The sequence below is a fragment of the Nocardiopsis deserti genome (genome assembly GCF_008638355.1).
GTDB lineage: Bacteria > Actinomycetota > Actinomycetes > Streptosporangiales > Streptosporangiaceae > Nocardiopsis > Nocardiopsis alborubida.
On record NZ_ML703349.1, the window covers coordinates 280189 to 302142 of the forward strand.

Annotated in this window: 21 protein-coding genes and 1 pseudogene; 14 read left to right on the forward strand and 8 right to left on the reverse strand. The window is 68.7% G+C overall.

The window, feature by feature from the left end; all coding sequences use genetic code 11:
- Positions 1-117: 117 nt before the first annotated feature.
- Both FYW99_RS33180 and FYW99_RS06370 read right to left on the reverse strand, forming a co-directional pair.
- A pseudogene (locus FYW99_RS33180) lies at positions 118-711 on the reverse strand (class III lanthionine synthetase LanKC N-terminal domain-containing protein); the annotation flags it as partial.
- Positions 712-725: 14 nt separating this feature from the next.
- Positions 726-1325 carry a GNAT family N-acetyltransferase gene (locus FYW99_RS06370; RefSeq protein WP_150251021.1) on the reverse strand — a complete coding sequence of 200 codons (600 nt, stop codon included), beginning with the start codon at positions 1323-1325 and terminating at the stop codon, positions 726-728.
- 194 nt (positions 1326-1519) lie between these two features.
- On the opposite strand from FYW99_RS06370, the gene FYW99_RS06375 reads away from it, so the two are divergent.
- The 5 genes from FYW99_RS06375 (at position 1520) to FYW99_RS06395 (ending at position 4336) form a co-directional block, all read left to right on the forward strand.
- Positions 1520-1621 (forward strand): SapB/AmfS family lantipeptide, encoded by a 102-nt coding sequence (locus FYW99_RS06375; RefSeq protein WP_150251022.1) that lies wholly within the window; start codon positions 1520-1522, stop codon positions 1619-1621.
- Positions 1622-1790: 169 nt separating this feature from the next.
- Entirely contained in the window at positions 1791-1892 is a 102-nt protein-coding gene (locus tag FYW99_RS06380) for a SapB/AmfS family lantipeptide (protein WP_150251023.1), read from the forward strand.
- Positions 1893-2061: 169 nt separating this feature from the next.
- Entirely contained in the window at positions 2062-2163 is a 102-nt protein-coding gene (locus tag FYW99_RS06385) for a SapB/AmfS family lantipeptide (protein WP_150251024.1), read from the forward strand.
- 371 nt (positions 2164-2534) lie between these two features.
- Complete coding sequence (locus tag FYW99_RS06390; protein ID WP_223838797.1) at positions 2535-3077, forward strand: N-acetyltransferase; 543 nt, start codon at positions 2535-2537, stop codon at positions 3075-3077.
- Positions 3074-4336 (forward strand): activator-dependent family glycosyltransferase, encoded by a 1263-nt coding sequence (locus FYW99_RS06395; RefSeq protein WP_150251026.1) that lies wholly within the window; start codon positions 3074-3076, stop codon positions 4334-4336. The genes FYW99_RS06390 and FYW99_RS06395 overlap by 4 nt, the downstream gene beginning before the upstream one ends.
- Positions 4337-4343: 7 nt before the next feature.
- On the opposite strand, the gene FYW99_RS06400 is transcribed toward FYW99_RS06395, so the two are convergent.
- Positions 4344-5447 (reverse strand): nucleotide disphospho-sugar-binding domain-containing protein, encoded by a 1104-nt coding sequence (locus FYW99_RS06400; protein ID WP_223838799.1) that lies wholly within the window; start codon positions 5445-5447, stop codon positions 4344-4346.
- A gap of 332 nt (positions 5448-5779) precedes the next feature.
- On the opposite strand from FYW99_RS06400, the gene FYW99_RS06405 reads away from it, so the two are divergent.
- The 4 genes from FYW99_RS06405 (at position 5780) to FYW99_RS06420 (ending at position 10412) form a co-directional block, all read left to right on the forward strand.
- A complete protein-coding gene (locus tag FYW99_RS06405) occupies positions 5780-6703 on the forward strand; it encodes a sugar nucleotidyltransferase (RefSeq protein WP_150251028.1) in 924 nt (307 codons plus the stop codon).
- The gene (rfbB, locus tag FYW99_RS06410; protein ID WP_150251029.1) at positions 6700-7692 is read left to right on the forward strand and encodes a dTDP-glucose 4,6-dehydratase; all 993 of its coding nucleotides are present in this window, start codon (positions 6700-6702) and stop codon (positions 7690-7692) included. The genes FYW99_RS06405 and rfbB overlap by 4 nt, the downstream gene beginning before the upstream one ends.
- 111 nt (positions 7693-7803) lie before the next feature.
- Positions 7804-8913 carry a class I adenylate-forming enzyme family protein gene (locus tag FYW99_RS06415; protein ID WP_190394570.1) on the forward strand — a complete coding sequence of 370 codons (1110 nt, stop codon included), beginning with the start codon at positions 7804-7806 and terminating at the stop codon, positions 8911-8913.
- A complete protein-coding gene (locus FYW99_RS06420) occupies positions 8910-10412 on the forward strand; it encodes an aromatic amino acid ammonia-lyase (RefSeq protein ID WP_150251030.1) in 1503 nt (500 codons plus the stop codon). The genes FYW99_RS06415 and FYW99_RS06420 overlap by 4 nt, the downstream gene beginning before the upstream one ends.
- A gap of 16 nt (positions 10413-10428) precedes the next feature.
- Here FYW99_RS06420 and FYW99_RS06425 read toward each other — a convergent pair whose 3' ends face one another.
- The gene (locus tag FYW99_RS06425) at positions 10429-11682 is read right to left on the reverse strand and encodes an activator-dependent family glycosyltransferase (protein WP_150251031.1); all 1254 of its coding nucleotides are present in this window, start codon (positions 11680-11682) and stop codon (positions 10429-10431) included.
- Positions 11683-11973: 291 nt separating this feature from the next.
- On the opposite strand from FYW99_RS06425, the gene FYW99_RS06430 reads away from it, so the two are divergent.
- A complete protein-coding gene (locus tag FYW99_RS06430) occupies positions 11974-12960 on the forward strand; it encodes an NAD-dependent epimerase/dehydratase family protein (RefSeq protein ID WP_223838801.1) in 987 nt (328 codons plus the stop codon).
- 54 nt (positions 12961-13014) lie between these two features.
- On the forward strand, positions 13015-14241 hold the full coding sequence (locus FYW99_RS06435; RefSeq protein WP_150251033.1) for a class I SAM-dependent methyltransferase: 1227 nt from the start codon (positions 13015-13017) through the stop codon (positions 14239-14241).
- Between the two features lie 22 nt (positions 14242-14263).
- On the opposite strand, the gene FYW99_RS06440 is transcribed toward FYW99_RS06435, so the two are convergent.
- On the reverse strand, positions 14264-15517 hold the full coding sequence (locus FYW99_RS06440) for an activator-dependent family glycosyltransferase (protein ID WP_150251034.1): 1254 nt from the start codon (positions 15515-15517) through the stop codon (positions 14264-14266).
- A gap of 407 nt (positions 15518-15924) precedes the next feature.
- On the opposite strand from FYW99_RS06440, the gene FYW99_RS06445 reads away from it, so the two are divergent.
- From FYW99_RS06445 to FYW99_RS06455, 3 genes are all read left to right on the forward strand, one after another.
- A complete protein-coding gene (locus FYW99_RS06445) occupies positions 15925-16482 on the forward strand; it encodes an LmbU family transcriptional regulator (RefSeq protein ID WP_223838803.1) in 558 nt (185 codons plus the stop codon).
- Between the two features lie 119 nt (positions 16483-16601).
- Complete coding sequence (locus FYW99_RS06450; protein WP_150251035.1) at positions 16602-17714, forward strand: DegT/DnrJ/EryC1/StrS family aminotransferase; 1113 nt, start codon at positions 16602-16604, stop codon at positions 17712-17714.
- On the forward strand, positions 17714-19090 hold the full coding sequence (locus FYW99_RS06455; protein WP_150251036.1) for an NDP-hexose 2,3-dehydratase family protein: 1377 nt from the start codon (positions 17714-17716) through the stop codon (positions 19088-19090). Before FYW99_RS06450 ends, FYW99_RS06455 begins: the two co-directional genes overlap by 1 nt.
- 49 nt (positions 19091-19139) lie before the next feature.
- Here FYW99_RS06455 and FYW99_RS06460 read toward each other — a convergent pair whose 3' ends face one another.
- The 3 genes from FYW99_RS06460 to FYW99_RS06470 form a co-directional block, all read right to left on the reverse strand.
- Positions 19140-19409, reverse strand: a complete 270-nt coding sequence (locus FYW99_RS06460) for a hypothetical protein (protein WP_150251037.1) — start codon at positions 19407-19409, stop codon at positions 19140-19142.
- Positions 19410-19617: 208 nt separating this feature from the next.
- Positions 19618-20772 (reverse strand): ABC transporter permease, encoded by a 1155-nt coding sequence (locus FYW99_RS06465; protein ID WP_150251038.1) that lies wholly within the window; start codon positions 20770-20772, stop codon positions 19618-19620.
- Positions 20769-21953 (reverse strand): ABC transporter permease, encoded by a 1185-nt coding sequence (locus FYW99_RS06470; RefSeq protein ID WP_150251039.1) that lies wholly within the window; start codon positions 21951-21953, stop codon positions 20769-20771. Before FYW99_RS06470 ends, FYW99_RS06465 begins: the two co-directional genes overlap by 4 nt.
- Position 21954 lies beyond the last annotated feature (1 nt).

The following is a 21954-nucleotide window of genomic DNA, read 5'->3' on the forward strand; positions in this document are numbered from 1 at the left end:
GAAGTGCAGCGCCTCCTCCACGGCGTACGGCTGCCTCTCCTCGCCCTCGCCCGCTCCCGAGCGGGCCTCCAGGTGCGGGGCGAGGAAGTCCGGGAGCGCGACCCAGGAGGGAGGGGTGAAGACCGGCGCCCGGCGGTCGGGGACCAGGACTCCGTCGGGTCGGCGCAGGGCCGGCACCTTCTCTCCATCGGCGTTGAGGCAGGTCATCAGGCGAAAGGCCCCGTACCTGACGTAGAGCGGTCCCTGTTCCCACCGGAGGTCGCTCAGGACGTAGGGGCCGGGACGGCCGCCGACCCGCTCGGAGAGCCCGAGGAGGGTTTTGTGCAGCTCGGCCTCGTCCCGCGGGTAGACGGTGATCAGCTTCCCGCTGGACCCCCTGGCCGCGTACTTGGTGTTCACGATCAGCGCGATGTTCTTGTTCAGCAGGTACTTGAACGGCAGGCCGTTCGCGACGCAGTAGTCCCACACGTCCGCGCAGGTCCGGTCCGCCTCGTCCAGGGTGGTGGAGACGTGGATCTTCCAGCCCTGCTCGGGGAGGTTCGGGTCCTCGGGGAAGACCACGTTCCACAGGCCCTCCACACGCGTGCGCCAGCCGGGCGGCGGCTCCCTGTCGGTGACGGTGAACCGTGCCGGGGAGCACAACGACCGGGGGGAGTCATCGGTGATGCGGGCCGGTGTCTCGTAGAAGGTCCGGTCCGCGAGGGTGTACATCTCGATGAGTTCGATCACTGGGCACCTCGTGTCGCGGTGGGGGAGGTCTGGGGGCGCTCGGGGCGCTTTCCGCTGACGATCCGGTCGAGGATGGGCCTGCCGTGCGCGGTCCAACTGTCCCTGGTGACGGAGTAGTAGTGCAGGTCCCAGGCGCGGCCCTGGAAGTACATCTGCTCGCTGAGCAGGGCCTCGCGCGGCGACGTCGCCAGTGCCGAGTTGAACGACTTCAGGCTCGCCTCGGTCGTCATCGCGTAGACCTTCCGCAGGTACTCCCATTTGGCGAACGAGTAGTTGACCAGCATCATCATCGCCTCCGCACCCACTCCGACGGGAAGCCTCTCGGAATCAGTGAAGATACCGAGTTTCACGTGTCCGGCTGGATCGTGTTCCCGGATCGAACCGAAGCCGACGATCTCTCCGGTCTTTTTGAGTTCTATCTCAATCATCTCGACCAGCGCGCTCTCCACCACCTTCCTGTAGCCCTCGGTGTAATCGTCCAGTGACGGCAGGCTTTCCAGGCCCAGTTTCATCAGTAGGTTGTAGAGTTCCGGGACGCTTTCTTCCTTCATGGCTCTGAAGGTGATACGGGGCGTCTCAAGGTGGAGGGTCAGCATGGGCCGAACCTTATCCACGGGAGTTGTCCGGGGGCTGCCTGCGGAAGTATCCCTGTCTCGCTGGCGGGACAGGGGCCGAGGTAAGGTCGTGGCGTCGTCGCAGCGTATGATCCCGGTCCTTGTGTCCACACACGGAGTCGTTCTAGATTTCGTCGCGCCCGTGTCGGATTTCTATCTCCGGAAGGAGTTCTGCGATGGCTCTCTCTGATGTTCTGTCCCTGCAGGGGATGGACAGCGTGGTCGACGAGTCGGTCATGCTCTGCAGTGGCGCCAGCGTCACCTGCGACTGCGGGTAGTCCTCAGTGCGCCCGACGGCGGACGTCCTCCGTCCGGGGCGCGGGTGGCCGTTCCGTGAACGGAGCGGCCACCTCTTGCTTTCCTCAGCGGTTCTTGTGCTCTTCTACGGAGTTGTTCTAGATTTCGTCGCGCCCGTGTCGGATTTCTATCTCCGGAAGGAGTTCTGTGATGGTTCTCTCTGATGTTCTGTCCCTGCAGGGGATGGACAGCGTGGTCGACGAGTCGGTCATGCTCTGCAGTGGTTCCAGCGTCACCTGCGACTGCGGGTAGTCCTCAGTGCGCCCGACGGCGGACGTCCTCCGTCCGGGGCGCGGGTGGCCGTTCCGTGAACGGAGCGGCCACCTCTTGCTTTCCTCAGCGGTTCTTGTGTTCTTCCACGGGCCTGTTCTAGGTTCCTTTCTGCCGGTATCGGTTCCTATGTTCGGAAAGGAGTTATGCGATGGTTCTCTCTGACGTTCTGTCCCTGCAGGGGATGGACAGCGTGGTCGACGAGTCGGTCATGCTCTGCAGTGGCCTGAGCGCCACCTGCGACTGCGGGTAGTCCTCAGTGCGCCCGACGGCGGACGTCCTCCGTCCGGGGCACGGGTGGCCACCTCGTCAACGGGGTGGCTACCTCACGCACTCCTCGGCGGTTCGCGTCCGTGCCGGGTCGGTCCCCAGGGCCTCGGAAAGGAGTTCTGTGATGGCTCTCTCCGATGTTCTGTCCCCGCATGGGAGGGACAGCGTGGTCGGCGGGTCGGTCATGCTCTGCGGCGCGGTCACTCATACGTGCGGCTGCGACCAGCGAAAGCGCTCCGATGACGGATGTCGCGATGTGCGGGCGACTGCTTCTCGGAAAGGGCGTGCGGTGCCGTTCCCCACCCCTGATCAACGGACCATGGAGAGCTCTTGTCCAGGATTATCTTTCCCCACGTGTCGACCCCCCTGGTCGAACTGGTTCCGACGCGGGTGCGTTTCGGGGACGCGGTCCTCGACGAACTCGCCGAACGGGGACTGACCGGACTTCCGAGCAGGGACGTGTTCACGTCCCTGTGGCCCAAGGAGTACGAGCGGGTGGCGGCCCAGTTCCTCATCAGGCTCGGAGAAGGGGGCGGGGTGGTCGGATACGCCTCCCTCCACTCCCTGGGCCTCAACTCACGCCACGTCGACTGCTCCGTCGCGGCCGACCCGTCGAGGACCGGCGACGCTGTACTCGCCCACGCCTACGCGCTCGCGATCAACTACGCGTTCGCCATGTGGAGCGTGCGCAAGATCAACTTCTGGACCGTCGAGAGGTCCCTGCCCGCGCTCTGCACCGTCTCCTCGAACGTCGTCAGAGAGGGACTGCTCACCGAGTACGTGCTCGACGAGGGCCGACTGCGGGACGTGAGCGTCTTCGCGGTGTTCCGCGATGGCTGGGACCACGAGGGCGCGGGGTTCGTCGAGGAGACCGCGGGGGAGAGGGCTGCCGGATGAGGGTCCTCGTCGCCACGGAGGCCGAGCGCAGCCATTTCCTGAACCTCGTGCCGCTGGGATGGGCCCTGCGCGCCGCGGGCCACGATGTGCTGGTGGCCAGCCAGCCCGCGCTCGGGCCGGTCGTGCGCGCCACCGGCATGCCCTACGCGAGCGTGGGCCGCGACCACCAGCTCAGGAGGGTGCTGCGCCACAAGCTCAGTCTGCTCCAGGGCAGGCCGGCCGAGCACTTCGGCTTCGACATGTCCGAGGACGACGATGACATTCTGACCTGGGACTACCTTCGCGAGGGTTACGACAAGGCCCTGACGTGGTGGTGGCGGATGGTCAACGAGCCCATGGCCGACGACGTGGCACGGCTGTGCCGTGAGTGGCGCCCCGATCTCGTCATCTGGGAGCCCATCACCTTCTCGGCGGCGATCGCCGCCGAGGCCTGCGGGGTCCGCCATGTCCGCTACCTGTGGGGAGCCGACCTGTTCGCGCGGACGAGGGAGCGGTTCCTGGCCCGACGCGCCGAGCAACCGGAGGACGAGCGCGAGGACCCCCTGGCCGCCTGGCTCACCCGGATGGCGGCGCGGCAGGGGGTGGAGTTCTCCGAGACCCTGATGACCGGCCACGCCACGATCGAGCAGGTCCCTCACCCGCTGCGCGTGTCCACTCCCGAGCACATCCGCTACCTGCCGGTGCGCTACGTCCCCTACAACGGTCGCGCGGTCGTCCCCGACTGGCTGCGCACACCGCCCGACCGCCCCCGCATCGGCCTGTGCCTGGGCAGCAGCACCACGGAGTGGTACGGAGGCCACGAGATCGACCTGTCCGAGGTCCTGGAGGGGTTGGCGGACCTGGACGCGGAGGTCGTCGCCACGCTTCCGGCCACCGAGCGCGAACGCCTGGGCACCGTCCCGCCCAACGCCCGCCTGGTCGACTACACCCCGCTGCACGCCCTGGCCCCCACCTGCGCGGCGATGATCACCCACGGGGGACCGGGTTCCACGCTGACGGCCCTGTCCCACGGGGTCCCCCAGTTGCTCACACCGGGCACGAACATGTTCGACACCGCCCTGATCGCCCGGCTCGTGGAGAGGGCGGGGGCGGGCCGGCTCCTGCCCCCCGACCAGGTCACCGCCCAGAGCGTGGCGCGCGAGATCCGCCCCCTCCTGGAGGACACCCGCCACGCCGCCGCCGCGGGCGAGATGCGCGACCGGATCGCCGCCATGCCCGCCCCCGCCGACCTCGTCCGCACCCTCACCGCACTCGACTGAGACCGGGTCAGGACGCGCGCGACGTCCCGGCGAGCTCCTCCAGCACGGACACGAGCTCGCTGGGTGCGGGCGTCGCCGCCATTTCCTTGCCCAGGGCCGTGACGGCTGTTGCGTCGGTACCGGAGAGCACGCGCGACACCGCGTCCGGCAGAGCACCGCCGACCGCCTCGGCCGGGGTGAGCGAGACCGCGCACCCCCGCTCCGCCAGGGGCCGCATGAGCGGAGCCGCGTCGGGGAAGGCCGGATTGAGCACCGCCACCTGGGGCAGGGCGTGGACCGCCGCCGCGCAGACGGCGTCGAAGCCGCCGCCGTGGACCAGCAAGGAGGCCGAGTCCAGGAGCAGGTGTGTGGCCGACGCGTCGGCCACCCGCACGTGCTCGGGGAGCGGCGGCAGCTCCTCCTCCCGGCCGGCGGGGAACAGCACGACGACCTCGGTGTCCGTTCCCGCAGTCACCGCCGCGAGGACCTTCGCTCCCTCGGGGCCCCTGTCCAAGGACGACCAGTCCACCAGGACCCTCGTACCCGCCGCCTCGCCGCGGGCCCAGGAGGGGAGTGAGGCGGCGCCCCGGTAGGGCACGGGCCGCACGGACAACCGGCGCCCCTCCGACTCCCGTTCCCGGGGGCGAAGGTCCTCCGGAAGCTGGTGGACCGAGAACCGGCCGAGCAGGAGGGAGTCCGAGGGGGAGACGCCGAACCGCGGGGCCGTCTCCTCCAGCCATGCCCGCGGCGTGCCCGGTGCGGCGCTCCCGGCGGACGCGCGGCCGTGGACGAGGGGGTCCGAACCGGCCAGGAATCTGCCGTGCGCGGCTCCGACCGCCTCCGCGGCGATCGCACCGGCCAGGGTCGCGGCTTCCCACAGGACGAGGTCGGGTTCCCATTCACGGAAGAAGGCGACCATGTCCGCCACCAGGGGCTCGTTGACGGCGCTCCACCACGTGGCACGATCCGGCCCCGGCGGGCCCGCCTCGACCTCCTCGGCGGCCCGGCCGGCTCCCTCCCCCAGAGGCATCACGGTCAGGCCGGTGTCGGCCGCTGCCTCGGTCATGGACGGTCCGGTGCTGATCCGCACCTCGTGTCCGGCCGCCCGCAGTGCCCAGGCCGTCGGCACCATGCTGAAGAAATGGGCTCTGTCCGGGTATGTAGCGACGACGATTCGCACCGTGTCCCCTCACTTCCAGGATTGTCGCCGGGTCCGTGCTCGGAGGAGCACAAGGCGACGCCGTTCCTTGACAAGCCGGATGCGCTGCCTGTTCATTTTCGTCGCATCGCGGCCTCTTCGCCCCCGATGAACCCAGGTGGTGGATCTGCTGTGGTGGTTCCTTCGGAAGATTTCACTGAGCCTAGCATCAGGCGTCCGATATGTACTTTCACCAAAGGCTCATAGTATGCCCCTGGTGTGCTTGCCCAGCAATATCGATGTTCGACCCTCGTTGGGAGTCCCCCTTGAAAGGTATTGTTCTGGCCGGCGGTACGGGTAGCCGCCTCCTCCCGTCCACCCGTGGCGTGTCGAAGCATCTCTTTCCGGTGTACGACAAGCCGATGTTCTACTACCCGGTCTCCGTTCTCATGCAGGCGGGGATCAGGGAGATACTCATCATCTCCACGCCCGATGCCCTTCCCTTGATCCGGCGGGCGCTGGGTGACGGGAACCAGTTGGGGGTCGAGTTCTCCTACGCGGCCCAGGCGGAGCCGAGGGGGATCGCGGAGGCCTTTCTCATCGGGCGCTCCCACATCGAGGGAGAGCGTAGCGCGCTGGTCCTCGGAGACAACATCTTCCATGGGGCAAGCATGTTTCCCCTGCTGGCGGCGGCAGTCTCTGCTTCGGCGGGCTGCACCCTCTTCGGCTGCGAGGTCACTGAGCCCCAGCGCTACGCGGTCGCGGGCTTCGACGGCGACGGCCGCCTGGAGTCACTGGTCGAGAAGCCGGCCGAACCCGTCTCCGACTACGCCGTCGCCGGCCTCTATTTCTATGACGAACGAGTGCTGGAAATCGCCGAGCGGATCGTCCCCTCTGCTCGCGGAGAGTTGGAGGTGACGGATGTCAACCGGGCCTACATGGAACTCGGAGAGGCCGAGGTGATGACCATGGGGAGCGAAATAAAGTGGCTTGACCTCGGTACGGAGGAATCCTTGTTGGAAGGAGCCGACTACGTGTCCTCGGTGCTGCGGGAAACCGGTTCCCGGGTGGCCTGTCTCGAAGAGGTCGCATTGCGTATGGGACACATCGGAAGCGAGGAGTGCCACCGCCTGGGAGAGGCGATGGGAGCCTCCCCCTACGGGGAGTACGTCATGTCCGTGGCCCGTGAGTGGGCTTCCGGAGGAAAAGCCGCGCTGGACGACCTCGTATGGCAGGGTGCGGCCGTATGAGAATACTGGTCACCGGAGGAGCCGGATTCATCGGTTCCAATTTCGTCAGACGCGTGCTCTCGGACGTCTATCCCTTCTTCGAGGGGGCCGAGGTCGTGGTCCTCGACAAGCTGACCTACGCGGGAACCCTGGGCAGCCTCGCCTCGGTCGAGGACGACTCCCGGCTGTGCTTCGTTCAGGGCGACGTGTGCGACGAGCAACTCGTGGGCGGCCTGATGGACGGGGTGTCCACGGTCGTCCACTGTGCGGCCGAGACCCACGTGGACCGGTCGATCACCGACTCGGGGGGCTTCGTCCGGACCAACGTCCTCGGGACCCACACACTTCTCGAACGGGCGATGGCCGCGGGGGTGGAGCGGTTCGTCCTCGTGTCGACCGACGAGGTCTACGGAACCCTCGACTCGGGGGCGTGGACCGAGACCGATCCGCTGGAGCCGAACTCTCCCTACTCGGCCTCCAAGAGCGGGGCGGACCTGCTGGCCCGCTCCTTCCACCGGACCTACGGCATGCGGGTGTGCGTCACACGCTGTGCCAACAACTACGGTCCGTTCCAGTTCCCCGAGAAGATGATCCCCCTGTTCGTGACCAACCTCCTGGACGGACTGCCGGTCCCGCTCTACGGCGACGGCGGCAACGTGCGGGAATGGGTGCACGTGGACGACCACTGCGACGCCCTGGCGCTGGCGGCCGAGCACGGTGCGGCCGGAGAGGTCTACAACATCGGCGGGACGGTCGAGCGCACGAACATCGAGGTGACCGAGGCGATCCTCGGCCACCTCGGCCACGACGGCTCCATGATCCGCTTCGTCGAGGACCGCAAGGGCCACGACCGCAGGTACTCGGTCGACGACTCCAAAGCCGTGCGCGAACTCGGCTACGCGCCCGCGGTCCCCTTCGGTGAGGGCCTGAAGAGCACCATCGCCTGGTACGCGGAGAACCGCTGGTGGTGGGACCCGCTCAGGAAGCGCGCGGCCGGGGCGGCCCCGTGAGGCGTCCCCGCGGGACCGGTTCTCCCTGTCCCGCCAGCGGGACAGGGAGAACCGGTCCCGCGCAGGAGCACGGCGCCGCGCGGGCGCCGGAGAACACAGGAAGAGGACACGGTGCCTGACCGACTTTCCCCCGCCGAGCTCTTCGCTCTGCTGCCCTCCTCCCCCGAGGTCATGGACCGCCCCTGGACGGTGGACTGGGCGGCGCTGACCGGTTCTCCGGCGGACCTCCTCCGGGAACTGGTGCCGGAACGGACGGAGTTCTCCACGTCGGGGAGCACCGGCGGCCCCCGCACCTGGTCCCGCGGTCGGGACCAGCTCCTGTCCGAGGCCGGGATGCTCGCGGACTTGGTCGCGGAGTCCGGACCCGAGGCGGTCGTGGCCTTCGCTCCCCCCAAGCACGTCTACGGGATGCTCGCCAGCGTCCTCATGCCCGCTCTGCTGGGGGTGCCCGTCTGGTACGTCCCGCGGTTCGCCCCGCTTCCGCCCGCGGGCCCGCGCAGATGGGCCGTGGTGTCCATCCCCTGGACCTTCCCCATCCTGGGCAGCCGCGGCGCCTGGCTCGACGGGGCGGAACGCCTCGCCTTCCTGCACAGCACGTCGGTGCTTCCGCGGAGCGCGGACGAGCTCATGGGACGGCTCGGCGGGAGGGCGACGCTGACGGAGGTCTTCGGTTCCACCGAGACGGGCGGTGTGGCCCACCGGGTGTGGCACCCCGTGAACCGGCCCTGGACCCTCTTCCCGGACGTCGAGTTCGGCGAGGGTGCCGGTGCCCCGGGCGAGGAGTCCCGGCTCGTCGTCCGCAGCCCCCGGCTGGCCGCTCCGGAAGGGGGGACCGCCGCGCGGGAGCACCGGATGGACGACCATGTGGTGCGCCTCGGGGACCGGTCCTTCGGTTTCTCCGGACGCAGGACCCGTCTGGTCAACGTCAACGGCCGCCGCTTGGACCTGGAATCCATGGAGGACCGCCTCCGCGGGATCGTCTCGTGCGCGGATCTGGCATGCGTGCCCGTCACCGATCCCATGACCGGTGAACACTTCGAACTTCTGATCGTCCCCGGTGCGGAGGGGCCGCCGAGCGAGCGGACCCTGGCCGGGGCGGTGCGCGCCGTCGAGTGTCGGCCGCGAGCCGTGCGGGTGGTGGAGCGGATCGACCGCTCGGAGACAGGCAAGTTGAGGCGTGTGCAGTCGGCGCACGTCAGTTCCGAAGGAGCCGATGCATGAGTTCGAACCCGAGCGGACTCGACGAGGTTCTCCGGCTCACGGATCCGGAGACCCGGATCGGGTGGACCGAGGACGACCTGGCGCGGATGCGGGAGAGCGCCACGACGATGGCCAAGCACCTCGCCGGGGGCGAGGAGGTCTACGGGGTGACACGGGGCTTCGGCCCACTCGTGGCCTTCCCCGCGGCGGAGTCCGCCGGGGCCCAGGGCGAAGGCCTCATCTCCCATCTGGGCAGCGCGCAGGGAGAACCCCTGTCCGCCGAGGTCAGCCGACTCGTCGTGGCCCTGCGCATCATCAGCATGCGCCGCGGCCACTCAGCGGTCGACGTCGACTTCTGGAAGGGGCTGGTCGACTTGTGGAACCGGGGGTTCACCCCGGTGATCCCCTGCGAGGGGACGGTGAGCGCCAGCGGCGACCTCCAGCCCTTGGCGAGCGCCGCGCTCTCCCTCGCGGGCCGGGGCGAGGCCTGGGTCCGAGAGGGGGGAAGCGGTTTCCGCCGGGTCGCCTCGACGGAGGCCCTGGCCCTGCTCGGCGCCGAGCCCGTGAGGTGGACGGCACGGGAGGCCCTGGCGTTCGTCAACGGCAGCGGGGTGGGCCTCGCGCTCACCCTGCACAACCTCAAGCGGATCGCGGACGCGGTCCGGGCGGTCGCCCTGCTCACCTCCCGGATGGCCGAACTCCTGGGCGCGAACCCCCAGGCCTACAGCGAGGGGATCGCCAAGGCGCGCGGACAGGTCGGCCAGGCAGTGGTCGCGGGCTGGATCCGGGAGGGCCTGACCCCCGGCGCGGTGCGCGATCCCTCCCGCCCCCTCCAGGAGCCCTACAGCCTGCGGTGCGCCCCGCAGGTCCTCGGCGCGGTGGCGGACCAGCTCTCGGCGGCCGAACTCATCCTCCTCCGCGAGGCGGGCGGCACCACCGACAACCCCGTCAGCGTCGCCGGCGAGATCCTGCACGGGGGCAACTTCCACGCGATGCCGGTGGGTCTGGCCTCCGACCAGTTGGGACTGTGCCTTCAGCAGGTGGCCTTCCTCGCCGACCGCCAGCTCTCCCTGCTGTGCGCGTCGGAGACCAACGGCGGCCTGCCCCCCATGCTGACTCCCATCCCCGGAGCCGGCAGCGGGCTGGCCGGGGTCCAGATCAGCGCGACCTCTTTCGTCTCACGGATCCGGCAGCTCGTCACGCCTTCGAGTCTCACCGCTCTCCCCTGCAACAACGGGAACCAGGACCACGTTCCGGTCGCCCTGAACGGGGCCAATTCCGTTGCCCAGGCGGTCGAGCTGGCGTGGCTCGTGGTCGGATCGCTGGGCGTGGGACTCGCCCAGCTCGCCGCGATTCTGGGGCGGCGGGAGGAGAGCGGGATCTGGTCGCGCGTCGCCGAACTCTCCCCACCGCTGGACAGGGACCGGCCCCTGGCCGCGGAGGTCCGTGCGGTGCGGGACGTGCTCGCGGCGGAGGCGGCGGCTCGCGCGGGGGCGTGGCGGCTGCCGGACCTGTCCTGACGGCCGGCCCGCCAGCTCAGTCGAGTGCGGTGAGGGTGCGGACGAGGTCGGCGGGGGCGGGCATGGCGGCGATCCGGTCGCGCATCTCGCCCGCGGCGGCGGCGTGGCGGGTGTCCTCCAGGAGGAAGCGGACCTCGCGCGCCACGCTCTGGGCGGTGACCTGGTCGGGGGGCAGGAGTCGGCCCGCCCCCGTCCCCTCCACGAGCCGGGCGGTCCGGACCTGGTCGAACATGGTCGTACTGGGTGTGAAGAGTTGGGGGATCCCGTGGGACAGGGCCGTCAGCGTGGTGCCCGGTCCCCCCTGGGTGATCATCGCCGCGCAGGTGGGAGCGAGCGCGTGGACGGGGGTGTAGTCCACCAGCCGGGTGTTCGGCGGGACGGTGCCCAGGCGTTCGCGTTCGGCGTCGGGGAGGGTGGCGACGACCTCCGCGTCCAGGTCCGCCAACCCCTCCAGGACGTCGGAGAGCTCGATCTCACGGCCTCCGTACCAGTCGTTCACGCTGGTGCCGAGGCTGAGTCCGATGCGGGGGCGGTCGGGTGGTGTGCGCAGCCAGTCGGGGAGGGCGGCGCGGCCGTTGTAGGGGACGTAGCGCACCGGCAGGTAGCGGATGCGCTCGGGAGTGGGCAGGCGCAGGTCGGAGGGGATCTGTTCGACGGTGGCGTGCCCGGTCACCAGGGTCTCCGAGTAGCCGACCCCGTTGCGCCCGGCGATTCGGGTGAGCCAGGAGGTCAGGGGGTCAGTCCGCGTCTCCTCCGGCTGCTCGGCCCACAGGGACAGGAACCGCTCCCTCGTGCGGCCGAAGTCGTCGACGCCCCACAGGTAACGCACGTGCCGGGCGCCGCAGGCCTCGGCGGCGATGGCCCCGGAGAAGGTGGTGGGCTCCCAGACGACGAGGTCGGGGCGCCAGGTCCGGCAGAGGTCGACCAGGTCGTCGGCCATGGGCTCGTTGACCATCCGCCACCACCACGTGACGGTCTTCTCCAGCCCGTCCAGGAGGTAGTCCCAGGTGATGATCTCGTCGCGGTCCTCCGTCATGGTGAACCTGCCGAGTTCGCCGGGAGCCGCGCGGTGCCTGGAACGCATCACCCTCCTGAGCTGGTGGTCGCGGCCCACGCTCGCGTAGGGCATGCCGGTGGCGCGCACGACCGGCCCGAGCGCGGGCTGGCTGGCCACCAGCACATCGTGGCCCGCGGCGCGCAGGGCCCATCCCAGCGGCACGAGGTTCAGGAAATGGCTCCGTTCCGCCACTGACGCGATGAGTACCCTCACTGGTCGGCATCTCCCTTGGTGGTCGGGCTGGTTTTTATCGTCATCTTATAAACGCGATCGTAGGGCTTTCCTGGGGTCCGATATCATCCACACATTGTCCCTCGGGGGGCGGTGCCGGAGAATTCTCCATGCGTGTATCCTGCCACCTGTTCCAGTTCTCAGGTCAATATGTGAATGGGGGGCGTGTATGAATTCTCCGTCGACTGGCCGTGGGCGCGGCGGCCCTCGCGCGCGGGACACCGCCCGTCCGTGGGGACCCGGGGCCGCCGTTCCCGGGACCGGGCGGTAGGCGTGGCACGTGTCGTGGTGACAGGGGGGACGGGCTTCATCGGCAGCCACCTCGTCGACGCGCTCGTCGCCCGCGGGGACAGGGTCGTCGTGCTGGGTCCCCGGGGAGCCCCGGAGTTTCCCTCGCCCCTGTGGGAGAAGGCGGAGTACGTGCGGGGCGACGTGACCTCCCGCGCCGACCTCGAACGCGCCATCACCCCGGACGTGGACGTGGTCTACCACCTCGCTGCCCTTGTGGGCGTCGACAAGTACCTCGCCTCGCCTCTGGACGTCATCGACGTCAACTTCGTCGGGACCCGAAACGTCGTCGAACGGTCTCTGGACGTGGGGGCCGGGGTCGTCTACGCCAGCACGAGCGAGGTGTTCGGGAAGAACCCGAAAGCGCCGTGGGACGAGGACGCCGACCGTGTCCTGGGCTCCACGGCGGCCGATCAGTGGGTCTATTCGTCGAGCAAGGCGCTCGCCGAGCACCTGGTCCTGGGATATGTGCGGGAGAGGGGCCTGCGTGCCTCCGTCGTCCGCTATTTCAATTTGTACGGTCCACGGCAGAGGCCGGCGTTCCTGATCAGCAGGAGTATCCATCGGGCGCTGCGCGGAGAACCGCCGGTGGTCTATGGCCTAGGCGACCAGAGGAGGAGTTTCGCCTTCGTCGAGGACGCGGTCGAGGCCACAGTCCTCGTCGGTTCGAGCCCGCAGGCGGTCGGTGAGTGCTTCAACGTGGGCGACACCGAGGAGGTCTCGATCCGCGCGACGGTCGAACTGGTCGTCGAACTCACGGGAACGGTCGACGGGGTCTGCTCGGTGGACGCGGGACGCCGGTCGGGGGCCTCGCACCAGGGTCTGGACAGGCACGTGCCCGACACGGGCAGGATCCGGTCGCTGCTGGGCTGGAAGAGTTCGGTCGGCCTCCGTGACGGGCTCGCCCGGACCGTCCGCTGGGCGAGGGAGAACCCGCGGTGGCTCGACCGGCCGGAGGGCGCCTCCCGTTGACGACGCATCCGGTCCCACCCGTCCGGTTGGGACCCCAACACTGGGGAGCACAGGTTGGCTGAGACGAGTACGTGCCGCATCTGCGAGGGAACCGTCAGGAGGTTCGTCGATTTCGGGGAGCAGCCGCTGTCCGACGCCTTTCGCGACCCCTCGGACGACAGCGAGGAGTTCTTCTACGGACTCGCCGTCGGGCACTGTTCCGGCTGCGACATGGTCCAGCTCATGGAGGCGGTCCCCCGCGAGCGGATGTTCCACGAGGGGTACCCCTACTACTCGTCGGGCTCGACCGTGATGCGGTCCCACTTCCAGGCCACGGCGGACCGGCTCGTCAACGAGTACGCGGCGGGGGAGGACCCCTTCGTCGTCGAACTGGGCTGCAACGACGGGGTCATGCTGGAGTCCGTGGCCCGGGCGGGGGTCCGGCACCTGGGCGTGGAGCCCTCCGGCTCCGTGGCCGAGGTCGCCCGGAACAAGGGGGTCAGGGTCCGTGAGTCCTTCTTCGAGAAGACCACCGCCCTGGAGATCCTGGACGAGGACGGTCCCGCCGATGTGGTCTACGCCGCCAACACCTTCTGCCACATCCCCTACGTCGACTCGGTCCTGGCCGGCCTCGGCGAGTTGCTGGAACCGGAGGGCGTCTTCGTCTTCGAGGACCCCTACTTCGGGGACGTGAGTGAGAAGGCCTCCTTCGACCAGTTCTACGACGAGCACTTCTTCCTCTTCACCGCTACTTCCGTGGCGGCCATGGCCCGAAGGTCCGGGTTCGCGCTCGTGGACGTGGAACGGCTGCCGACGCACGGAGGCGAACTCCGGTACACCCTCGCGAGGGAGGGGCGCCGGGCGCCCACGCCCCGGGTGGCGGAGCTCCTCCAGGAGGAGGCCCGCCGCGGGTTGACCTCCCCGGCCGCGCTGCGCGTGTTCGCCGACCGGGTGCGCTCCAACGGCGATCGCCTGGCGGGCGTGCTGCGCTCGCTGAGGGACCAGGGCAGGCGGGTCGTCGGTTACGGGGCCACGGCCAAGAGCGCGACCGTCCTCAACTACTGCGGGATCGGCCCGGACCTGCTGGAGTACGTCTGCGACACCACGCCCGCCAAGCAGGGCAGGCTCACGCCGGGATCGCACGTGCCCGTGGTCGGGCACGACCGCTTCACCGGGCGCTACCCCGACTACGCGCTCCTGCTGGCCTGGAACCACGCGGACGAGATCATGGCCAAGGAGACCGGGTTCCGTGCGGCCGGGGGGCGCTGGATCCATTACGTCCCCGAGGTCCGGGTCGTCTGATCCTGGCGGCGGGGCACCGCCCTCAGGCGTCGACCAGTTTCAGTGCGAGGTCGGCGGGAGAGGGCATCCGCGCGATCTCGTTCCGCAGACGCGCCCCCGCCTCCGCGTAGCGCGCTTCCGTCAGGAGGCTCCCGACCGCGTCGCGCACGGACTCGGGGGTGGCGCTCTCGGGGCTCAGGGTGAGCCCTCCGCCGGACTCCTCCAGAGCCGACGCGACCAGGACCTCGTCGTACATCTGGTGGGGAATGGTGACCTGTGGGACGCCGTGGGCGAGGCCGCTGAGGACGGTTCCGGTGCCTCCGTGGGTGATCATGGCGGCGCAGGTGGGGGCGAGTGCGTGCAGGGGGACGTAGTCGACGAGGCGGGTGTTGGGGGGGACGGTGCCCAGGCGTTCGCGCTCGGTGGCCGGAAGCGTGGCGACGACCTCCGCGTCCAGGTCCGCCAGCCCTTCGAGGACCGCGCCCACGTCCACCGTGTAGCCGCCCATGCGCTGCGTGGCCGTCGTGCCGAGGCTGAGCCCGATGCGGGGGCGGTCGGGCGGTGTGCGCAGCCAGTTGGGGACGACCGCGCGGCCGTTGTAGGGAACGTAGCGCGTGCGCAGGCGGCTGGTCCGGGTGGACAGGGGCACGTCGAGTGAGGGGGGCAGGTAGTCGATGCTGGCGTGTCCCGTCACCAGGGCCTCGGAGAAGTCGACACCCTGGCGCGCGGCCCGGTGCTCCAGCCAGGAGCGGAGGGGGTCGTCCCACCCCTCCTCCGACCGCTCGTCCAGCCTCTCCAGGAACAGGTGGCGTAGGGCGGCGAACAGGTCCAGGCTCCACAGGTGGCGTACGTGCCGGGCGCCGCAGGCCTCGGCGGCGATCGCGCCGGAGTAGGTGATGGGCTCCCAGACGACGAGGTCGGGGCGCCACGCGCGGCAGAGGTCGACCAGGTCATTGGTCATGGGGTCGTTGACCAGCCGCCACCACCAGGGAATGTAGGAATCCCGGTAAGCCGAATGCAGTGCCTCCAGCCCGGGGCCGGGTTCCCGCGCCACCTCCGCCATGTCGAACCCGAATTCCCCGCCGCCCGGCGTGCGGTTGCCCAGGGCGATGATCTGCGCGAGCAGGTGGTCCTTTCCGACCTGCGCGAACGGCAGCCCCGTGGCCCGCACCACGGGGCCCAGCTCGGGCTGGCTGGCGACCAGCACCTCATGGCCTGCGGACCGGAACGCCCAGGCCAGGGGCACCGCCCCGATGAAGTGCGTTCTCTCCGAAATCGTTGCGAACAAGATGCGCATGGGAAACCCGTTCTTCTCTGCTGGTGATTGCGCCAGGTGAGAGCCGTGTCCTCGGTGGAGGCAGGTTAATTCGAAATGAAGGGCGCCTGGTGGATGAAGACGATGAACCCCCCCGTAGCTGAGAGTGAATTAACAAGCGCTTTTAGTTATATCGACTAATAGTCTTGTCTGGTCGGAGGGCATCTCGTACTCTTCCTCCGTGCGGCCCCGTCGGCCACATGAAATAAAAGTTTCCAGGTTCACCTGTTAAAGGGGGGAGTGGGATTGTTGATTTCTGGGGACGCAAGTTTATTAAACCGATGGGATGAATGTGTAGGGGTCGTGGGGAAGGTGAGGGTCAAGCCTTGAGTGAGAAGCCAGTGGCGCGGCGAACAACGTCCCATGGAAGCGGAGGGGAATCTGGTCGGGTGCCTGTCGAGAAGAGTTCCACCAAGCGGACGAGCCTTCAGCTCCCGGAGGGGCTGATCATCGCTGAGTGGGAGAAGTGGGGGAACCACATATTCGTCATATCCGACGCCTCCGGATGGTGGCTCGGTGATTGGCTGATCTACGGACAGAGAAACTATCCCAACAGGTACAAGAGCGCAATCGAGAAGACCTCGCTGGACTACCAGACGCTGCGCAACTACGCGTGGGTCGCCCGGAAATTCGTTCCCGGTCGCCGGCGTGAGAAGCTCAGTTTCCAACACCACGCGGAAGTATGCAGTCTTCCGGAGAGTGAACAGGAGCAATGGCTGGCCCGAGCCGAGGCGGGCCGCTGGTCCCGCAATGAACTGCGTCGCCGGATCAAGATGCGGATCAAAGAGGAGAGCACGATCCCAGAGACCACGTATGTGCAGGTGGCGATCAATCCGGAGCGAAAGAAGCAGTGGCAGGAGGCCGCCGAGAACTCCGGCATGAGCCTTCCGCAATGGGCTTCGGAGGCTCTTGACAGGGCTGCGCAGAAGACGGTCGAACTGGCTTAGCGCCTGGGTCGTTTGCTCGCGAATCCTGGCAGCTTATGGTATCTATCGTAGATGTTTTCTACAGCAACGTCAATTGTGCCTTCCTTGAAGGATGAGAAGGCTTGGGGCTGAGGGTGCGTATGGCCACACATGTTTGGGGTTACCTTGAGGAGTACGCCCGGGAACGGGAAGACATCCTCGATGCGGTCGATACCGTCTTCAAGTCCGGAAGCCTGATCTGGGGGCCCTCGCTCGCTGGATTCGAAAAGGAGTTCGCCGGTTACCACGGCCTTTCTCACTGTATCGGCGTCGACAACGGTACCAACGCCATCGTGCTCGCTCTGAGGGCCCTCGGGATCGGCGAGGGGGACGAGGTCATCACGGTCTCCAACACCGCGGCTCCCACAGTTCTGGCGATCACGGCCGTCGGTGCCACACCCGTTTTCGTCGATATCGACCCGGCCACCTATCTCATGCGTGTGGACCAGGTGGAGGCCGCCGTCACGGACGCGACCCGTTGCGTCCTTCCGGTGCACCTCTACGGGCAGTGCGTCGACATGGACCCGCTCCAGGAGATCGCGGACCGGCACGGTCTCGTGGTTCTGGAGGACTGCGCCCAAGCCCACGGAGCGACCCACAAGGGCAGGATCGCGGGAACGATGGGGCGCGCGGCCGCCTTCTCGTTCTACCCCACCAAGATCCTCGGCGCCTACGGCCACGGCGGCGCCGCGATCACCGACGATCCCCGGATCGACGAGGACCTGCGCCGCCTCCGCTACTACGGCATGGACCCCGAGCGTTACTACGTGGTCACCCCACATGGCCAGAACGCTCGGCTCGATGAGGTGCAGGCGGAGATCCTCCGGCGCAAGCTGACCAGGATCGACGCCTACATCTCCGGTCGGCGGGCCATCGCCCGGCGCTACCAGGACGCTTTGGCCGACACCGGCCTGGTCCTCCCCGCGGTCGCGCCCGGGAACGAGCACGCGTACTACCTCTACGTGGTCCGCCACCCGGAACGCGATCGGATCATCGAGGCGATGAGGGCCCACGATGTGGAGCTCAACATCAGCTATCCGTGGCCGGTTCACACCATGACCGGTTTCCGGCACCTCGGTCACAGGTCCGGGTCCTTGCCCGTGACCGAGGAGCTGGCACACCAGATCTTCTCCCTGCCCATGTACCCCTCGCTCCCGGAAACCGAGCAAGGACGGATTATCGACGCGCTCCGCACGGTCCTGGCGGGGCTGTGATGGAGATCCCGCTGGGACGCAGGATCGCCCTGTCGGCGTCGGAGGACGCGTCCGCGTCGTCCTCCGACGCCGAACAGGAGGAGTGGTGGAGCACCCGCCCCAGACACGCACTGCTCTCCGTTGAGAGGACCGGGTTCGACGCCACCGACCAGTGGTACTTCAGAGAGGACACGGGCGACCTCGCCCACCGCAGCGGCGGGTTCTTCAGCGTGCGCGGGCTGGAAGCCTCCGGCTCCGGCCGCACGGTCCGCCAGCCCGTCATCCACCAGCCCGAGATCGGAATCCTCGGGATCCTGGTGAAGGAGATCGCCGGTGTCCCGCACTTCCTCATGCAGGCGAAGTTCGAGCCCGGCAACGTCAACCTCCGCCAGCTCTCCCCGACCGTCCAGGCCACCAGGAGCAACTACACGGCGGTCCACGGCGGCCGGAGCACGCCCTACGTGGAGTACTTCCGGACGCCGCGTCCGGGGAGGGTCCTGTCCGACGTGCTCCAGTCCGAACAGGGGGAGTGGTTCTGGCGCAAGCACAACCGCAACATCGTGGTCGAGGTGCCCGCGGACACCGAAGTCTCCGAGCGCGAGGACCACAGGTGGTTCACGCTCGCGCAGATCCACCGCATGCTGCGCCGCGACAACGTCGTCAACATGGACACCCGGACGGTCCTGTCCGCCCTTCCCGTGGAGCGCCCCGGCGCGCACGAGGGAGCCGACCCCCTCACCAGGGCCCTGTACCGCTCCTACGGGGACGCGTCGCTGCATTCCACGACCGAGGTCCTGAGCTGGTTCACGGAGGCCAAGGCGGTCAACGAGGCGGAGTCGCGGCTGGTCCCCCTGAGAGGGCTGGCCGGCTGGGAGCGCACGGACGGCGAGATAAGGCCCGTGGGGGACGACGCGGGCTTCCACATCATCATGGTCTCGGTCCGGGCGCGGATCCGCGAGGTCGGATCCTGGGTCCAGCCCCTGCTCGCCCCCGCCGGGCCCGGGTTCGCGGCGTTCCTGACGAAGGACATCGACGGGGTCCTCCACGTCCTGGTCCGGGCGAGGGCCGAACCCGGCACCCGGGACGGTGTCGAGATGGGGCCCACGGTGCAGGACTCACCGTCCGCCGAGGCGCTCGGACGGACCGAGCCCTACGCCCACGCGGCGCGGGCGCGGGGGCGCGTGCTCTTCGACACGCTCCTGTCGGAGGAGGGAGGGCGCTTCCACCACGCCCAGACCCGCTACCGAATCGTCGAGGCGCCGCCCGAGCTGTCGACGGACGTCCCACAGGACTTCTGCTGGGTGACCGCCGCGCAGCTCATGGGGTTCGTTCGACACGGCCACTACCTCAACATCGAGGCCAGGACGCTGCTCCTGTGCCTGCACACCCTCGGCTGAGGGAGTGTGGGGAGGCCGGGAACCCGGGCGGCGGGATCCCGGCCTCCCGTCACACCGTCTGCTGGGAACGGATCCGTTCCGCCAGGAATCCCGCCATCTCCTCGAAGGTCTTCCCCGTGAACTCCGACAACTCCTCGAGCAGGGACGCGTTGTAGACCTCTTCCAGCATCAGGATGATCTGCACGATCGAAAAGGAGTCCATGTCATCCATCGAGGGGTCGGGGATTTCCGCCTGAGGATCACTTGACGCGAAGATGAGGACGGCCTTTGCCTGTGCCATGAGTTCCGACAGGACGTCGCCCTGACTGATTTCGGTCATTGCCGATATTCCTTTCCTCTGTGCACTTTCCTGCTGCTCTCGGGGATTTTCGCACAATAGCGAACAACGAAGCGGATTCAGAGGATCCGTGGGGCCGCGGACCGTGGAGCCGGCTGGTTCTGTCCCGCTGGCGGGACAGAACCAGGGGGCCGCGCGTCCTTGCCGGGCCGCGCCGGGTCACGGTGGACGCGCGGCGGTCCCGGACGGGTCAGCGGGTGAGGATGACACGGAACCGCCACGTGCCCAGGGCCAGCAGCACCGCGGCGTAGGCCAGGAGGACGCCCAACTGGGGGAGGACCTCGACCAGGCCCGCCTGTTCGCGGACCAGTTCGCTGAAGGCGGTGTAGCCCCAGGCGTGGGGGGTCAGGAAGGACACGGTCAGTTCCGATCCGCTGCCGAAGGCCTCCAGGGGGACCATCGTCCCTCCCAACGCGCCGGCTCCCAGGCTGACGCCCACCGCGACGGCGATGGCCCCTCCCTCGGAGCGCACCGTGCTGCCCAGGAGCAGTGCGGCACCGCTGCTGACGAGGCAGAAGGCGGCGACCACCAGCGAGGTGACCCACAGGTTCCCCCAGTCGACGCCGAACACCAGCGCCGAGCCGAGGAGGATGAGCAGTGCCTGCGTGAGGGAGATGAGGAACCGGCCGAGGACCTCGCCGAGGACGAGGCCGGACGCCGACGTCGGTGTGGCGTACAGGCGTCGCAGAATCCCGGAGTTCCTGGCCTGGACGATGGTCAACGAAGTCGTCAGGGCCGTGATGAACGTGTACAGCAGCAGCATCGGCGGGGCGGCGAGGCTGTGGGAGGACAGGCCTTCGGGGAAGGGCGCCTGGCCCAGCGTGGTCGTCTCCACCACGACCCCCGGGACATCGGCGCTCGCGGTGGTCTCCACCAGGTCGAGGAAGTCGTCGTCCCCAGCGGAGTCGGCCACCTGGGCCGCGCTCAGCACGGAGGACTCGCGGGCGACCAGGGACCGGGTCCAGGTCGCCACGTCGGCCCCCGCCTGGCTGTCGTCCCTGGTGAGCAGGCGGATTTCGACGGAGTCCCCCTCCGCGATCCGGGAGTCGTAGTCGTCGGGGATGACCAGGGCCGCCTGGGCGGCGCCGTCCTCCACGAGGGACAGGGCTTCGTCCTCCCCGACGTCGGCGACCTCGAGCCGGTCGTCCTCGGCGAGGGCGTCGGCCAGCCGCTCGCTCAGCTCCCCTCCGGACTGGTCCGCGACCGCCAGCAGGGGGCGGTCGCCGCCGTGCATCAGACCCACGGCGAAGACCATGAGGAACGGCAGGAGCACGACGAAGAAGATGTTCGCCCGGTCACTGAAGACGCGGCGCAGATTGATGGCACCCATCACCAGGATCTTCATGAGTTCACGATCCGTCCCATGCGAAACATCGCGACCGACAAGCCGGCCACACCGATGGACAGGAGCACCCCGCAGGCCAGGACGACCGTTGCGAGGTCGTCGGAGGTGAGTCCGACCAGCCCTTCCAGGAACCACCGGTGCGGGGTCAGGTAGCCGAGGAAGGCGAAGGCGTTGAGCTGGGAGATCGGGACGAGGGCTCCGCCGAGCACGCCCATGAGCATGGCCAGGACCGAGACGCGGTTCGCGGCCTGGTCGCCCTCCCGGGCGAAGCCGGCCACGGCGGCGGTCAGCCCGATGGCGGCGGTGACGCCCGTGACGATGAGTACGGCCGCGCCGGCGGGGTGGCCCCAGTCGGCGCCGAAGACGGTGGAGGTGACCAGGGCCAGGACCGCCATACTGGTCAGACCGACGATCAGACCGCCCGCCAGCTTGCCCAGGATGATCGCCTGACGCGGCACGGGTGCCGCCTGGAGGCGTGCCAGCGTGCCTTGCGACCGTTCCTCGAAGATGCTCGTCACGCTGAGCATCGCGGCGAAGAAGACGAAGAAGTAGGCCATGGACGCCGAGTAGTAACTGGAGGTGTCCAGCTCACGGTTGGGCACTCCGTCCTCCTCGGCGATCCGGAGCGGGGGCGGCGCCGCCGCGGCCTCCGCCATCAGGGCCTCTGCCTCCTCCTGGGAGGGCTCCTCCTCGAAGCTCGCGGCCACCGTCAGACGCAGGCGCATGTGCTCGGTCGAGTAGGCGTTCGCGATCTCGCGGGCGATGTGCGTCTCCATGGTGAAGTTCGCGTTGCCGACGACGGTCAGGACCGTCTCCCGACCCGACTCCAGGGCCTCGGTGAAGTCGGAGGGGATGAGGAACGCGGCCCGCGCGTCCCGGTCCTCGATCATCGTCCGGGCCTCATCCTCGGAGTCGGCCTCCGCGATCCGCAGGACCCCCTCGTCCTCCAGGGGGGCCAGGACTTCGTCGACGAACCGGGAGCCCATCTCCCCCTCGTCCGTGTCGGCGACGGCGTAGACGGACGGGTCCCGCTCGGCGGAACCGCCGCCGAGCACCAGGTTGAAGAAGAAGGCGGTTCCGAGGGGGAGAAGCAGTCCGAAGGTCAGCAGGCCGCCGTTGCGTACGTACCGGCGCATGTCCTTGACGACGATCGTCCAGACCGCCGAGAGGGTCGTCGTCATC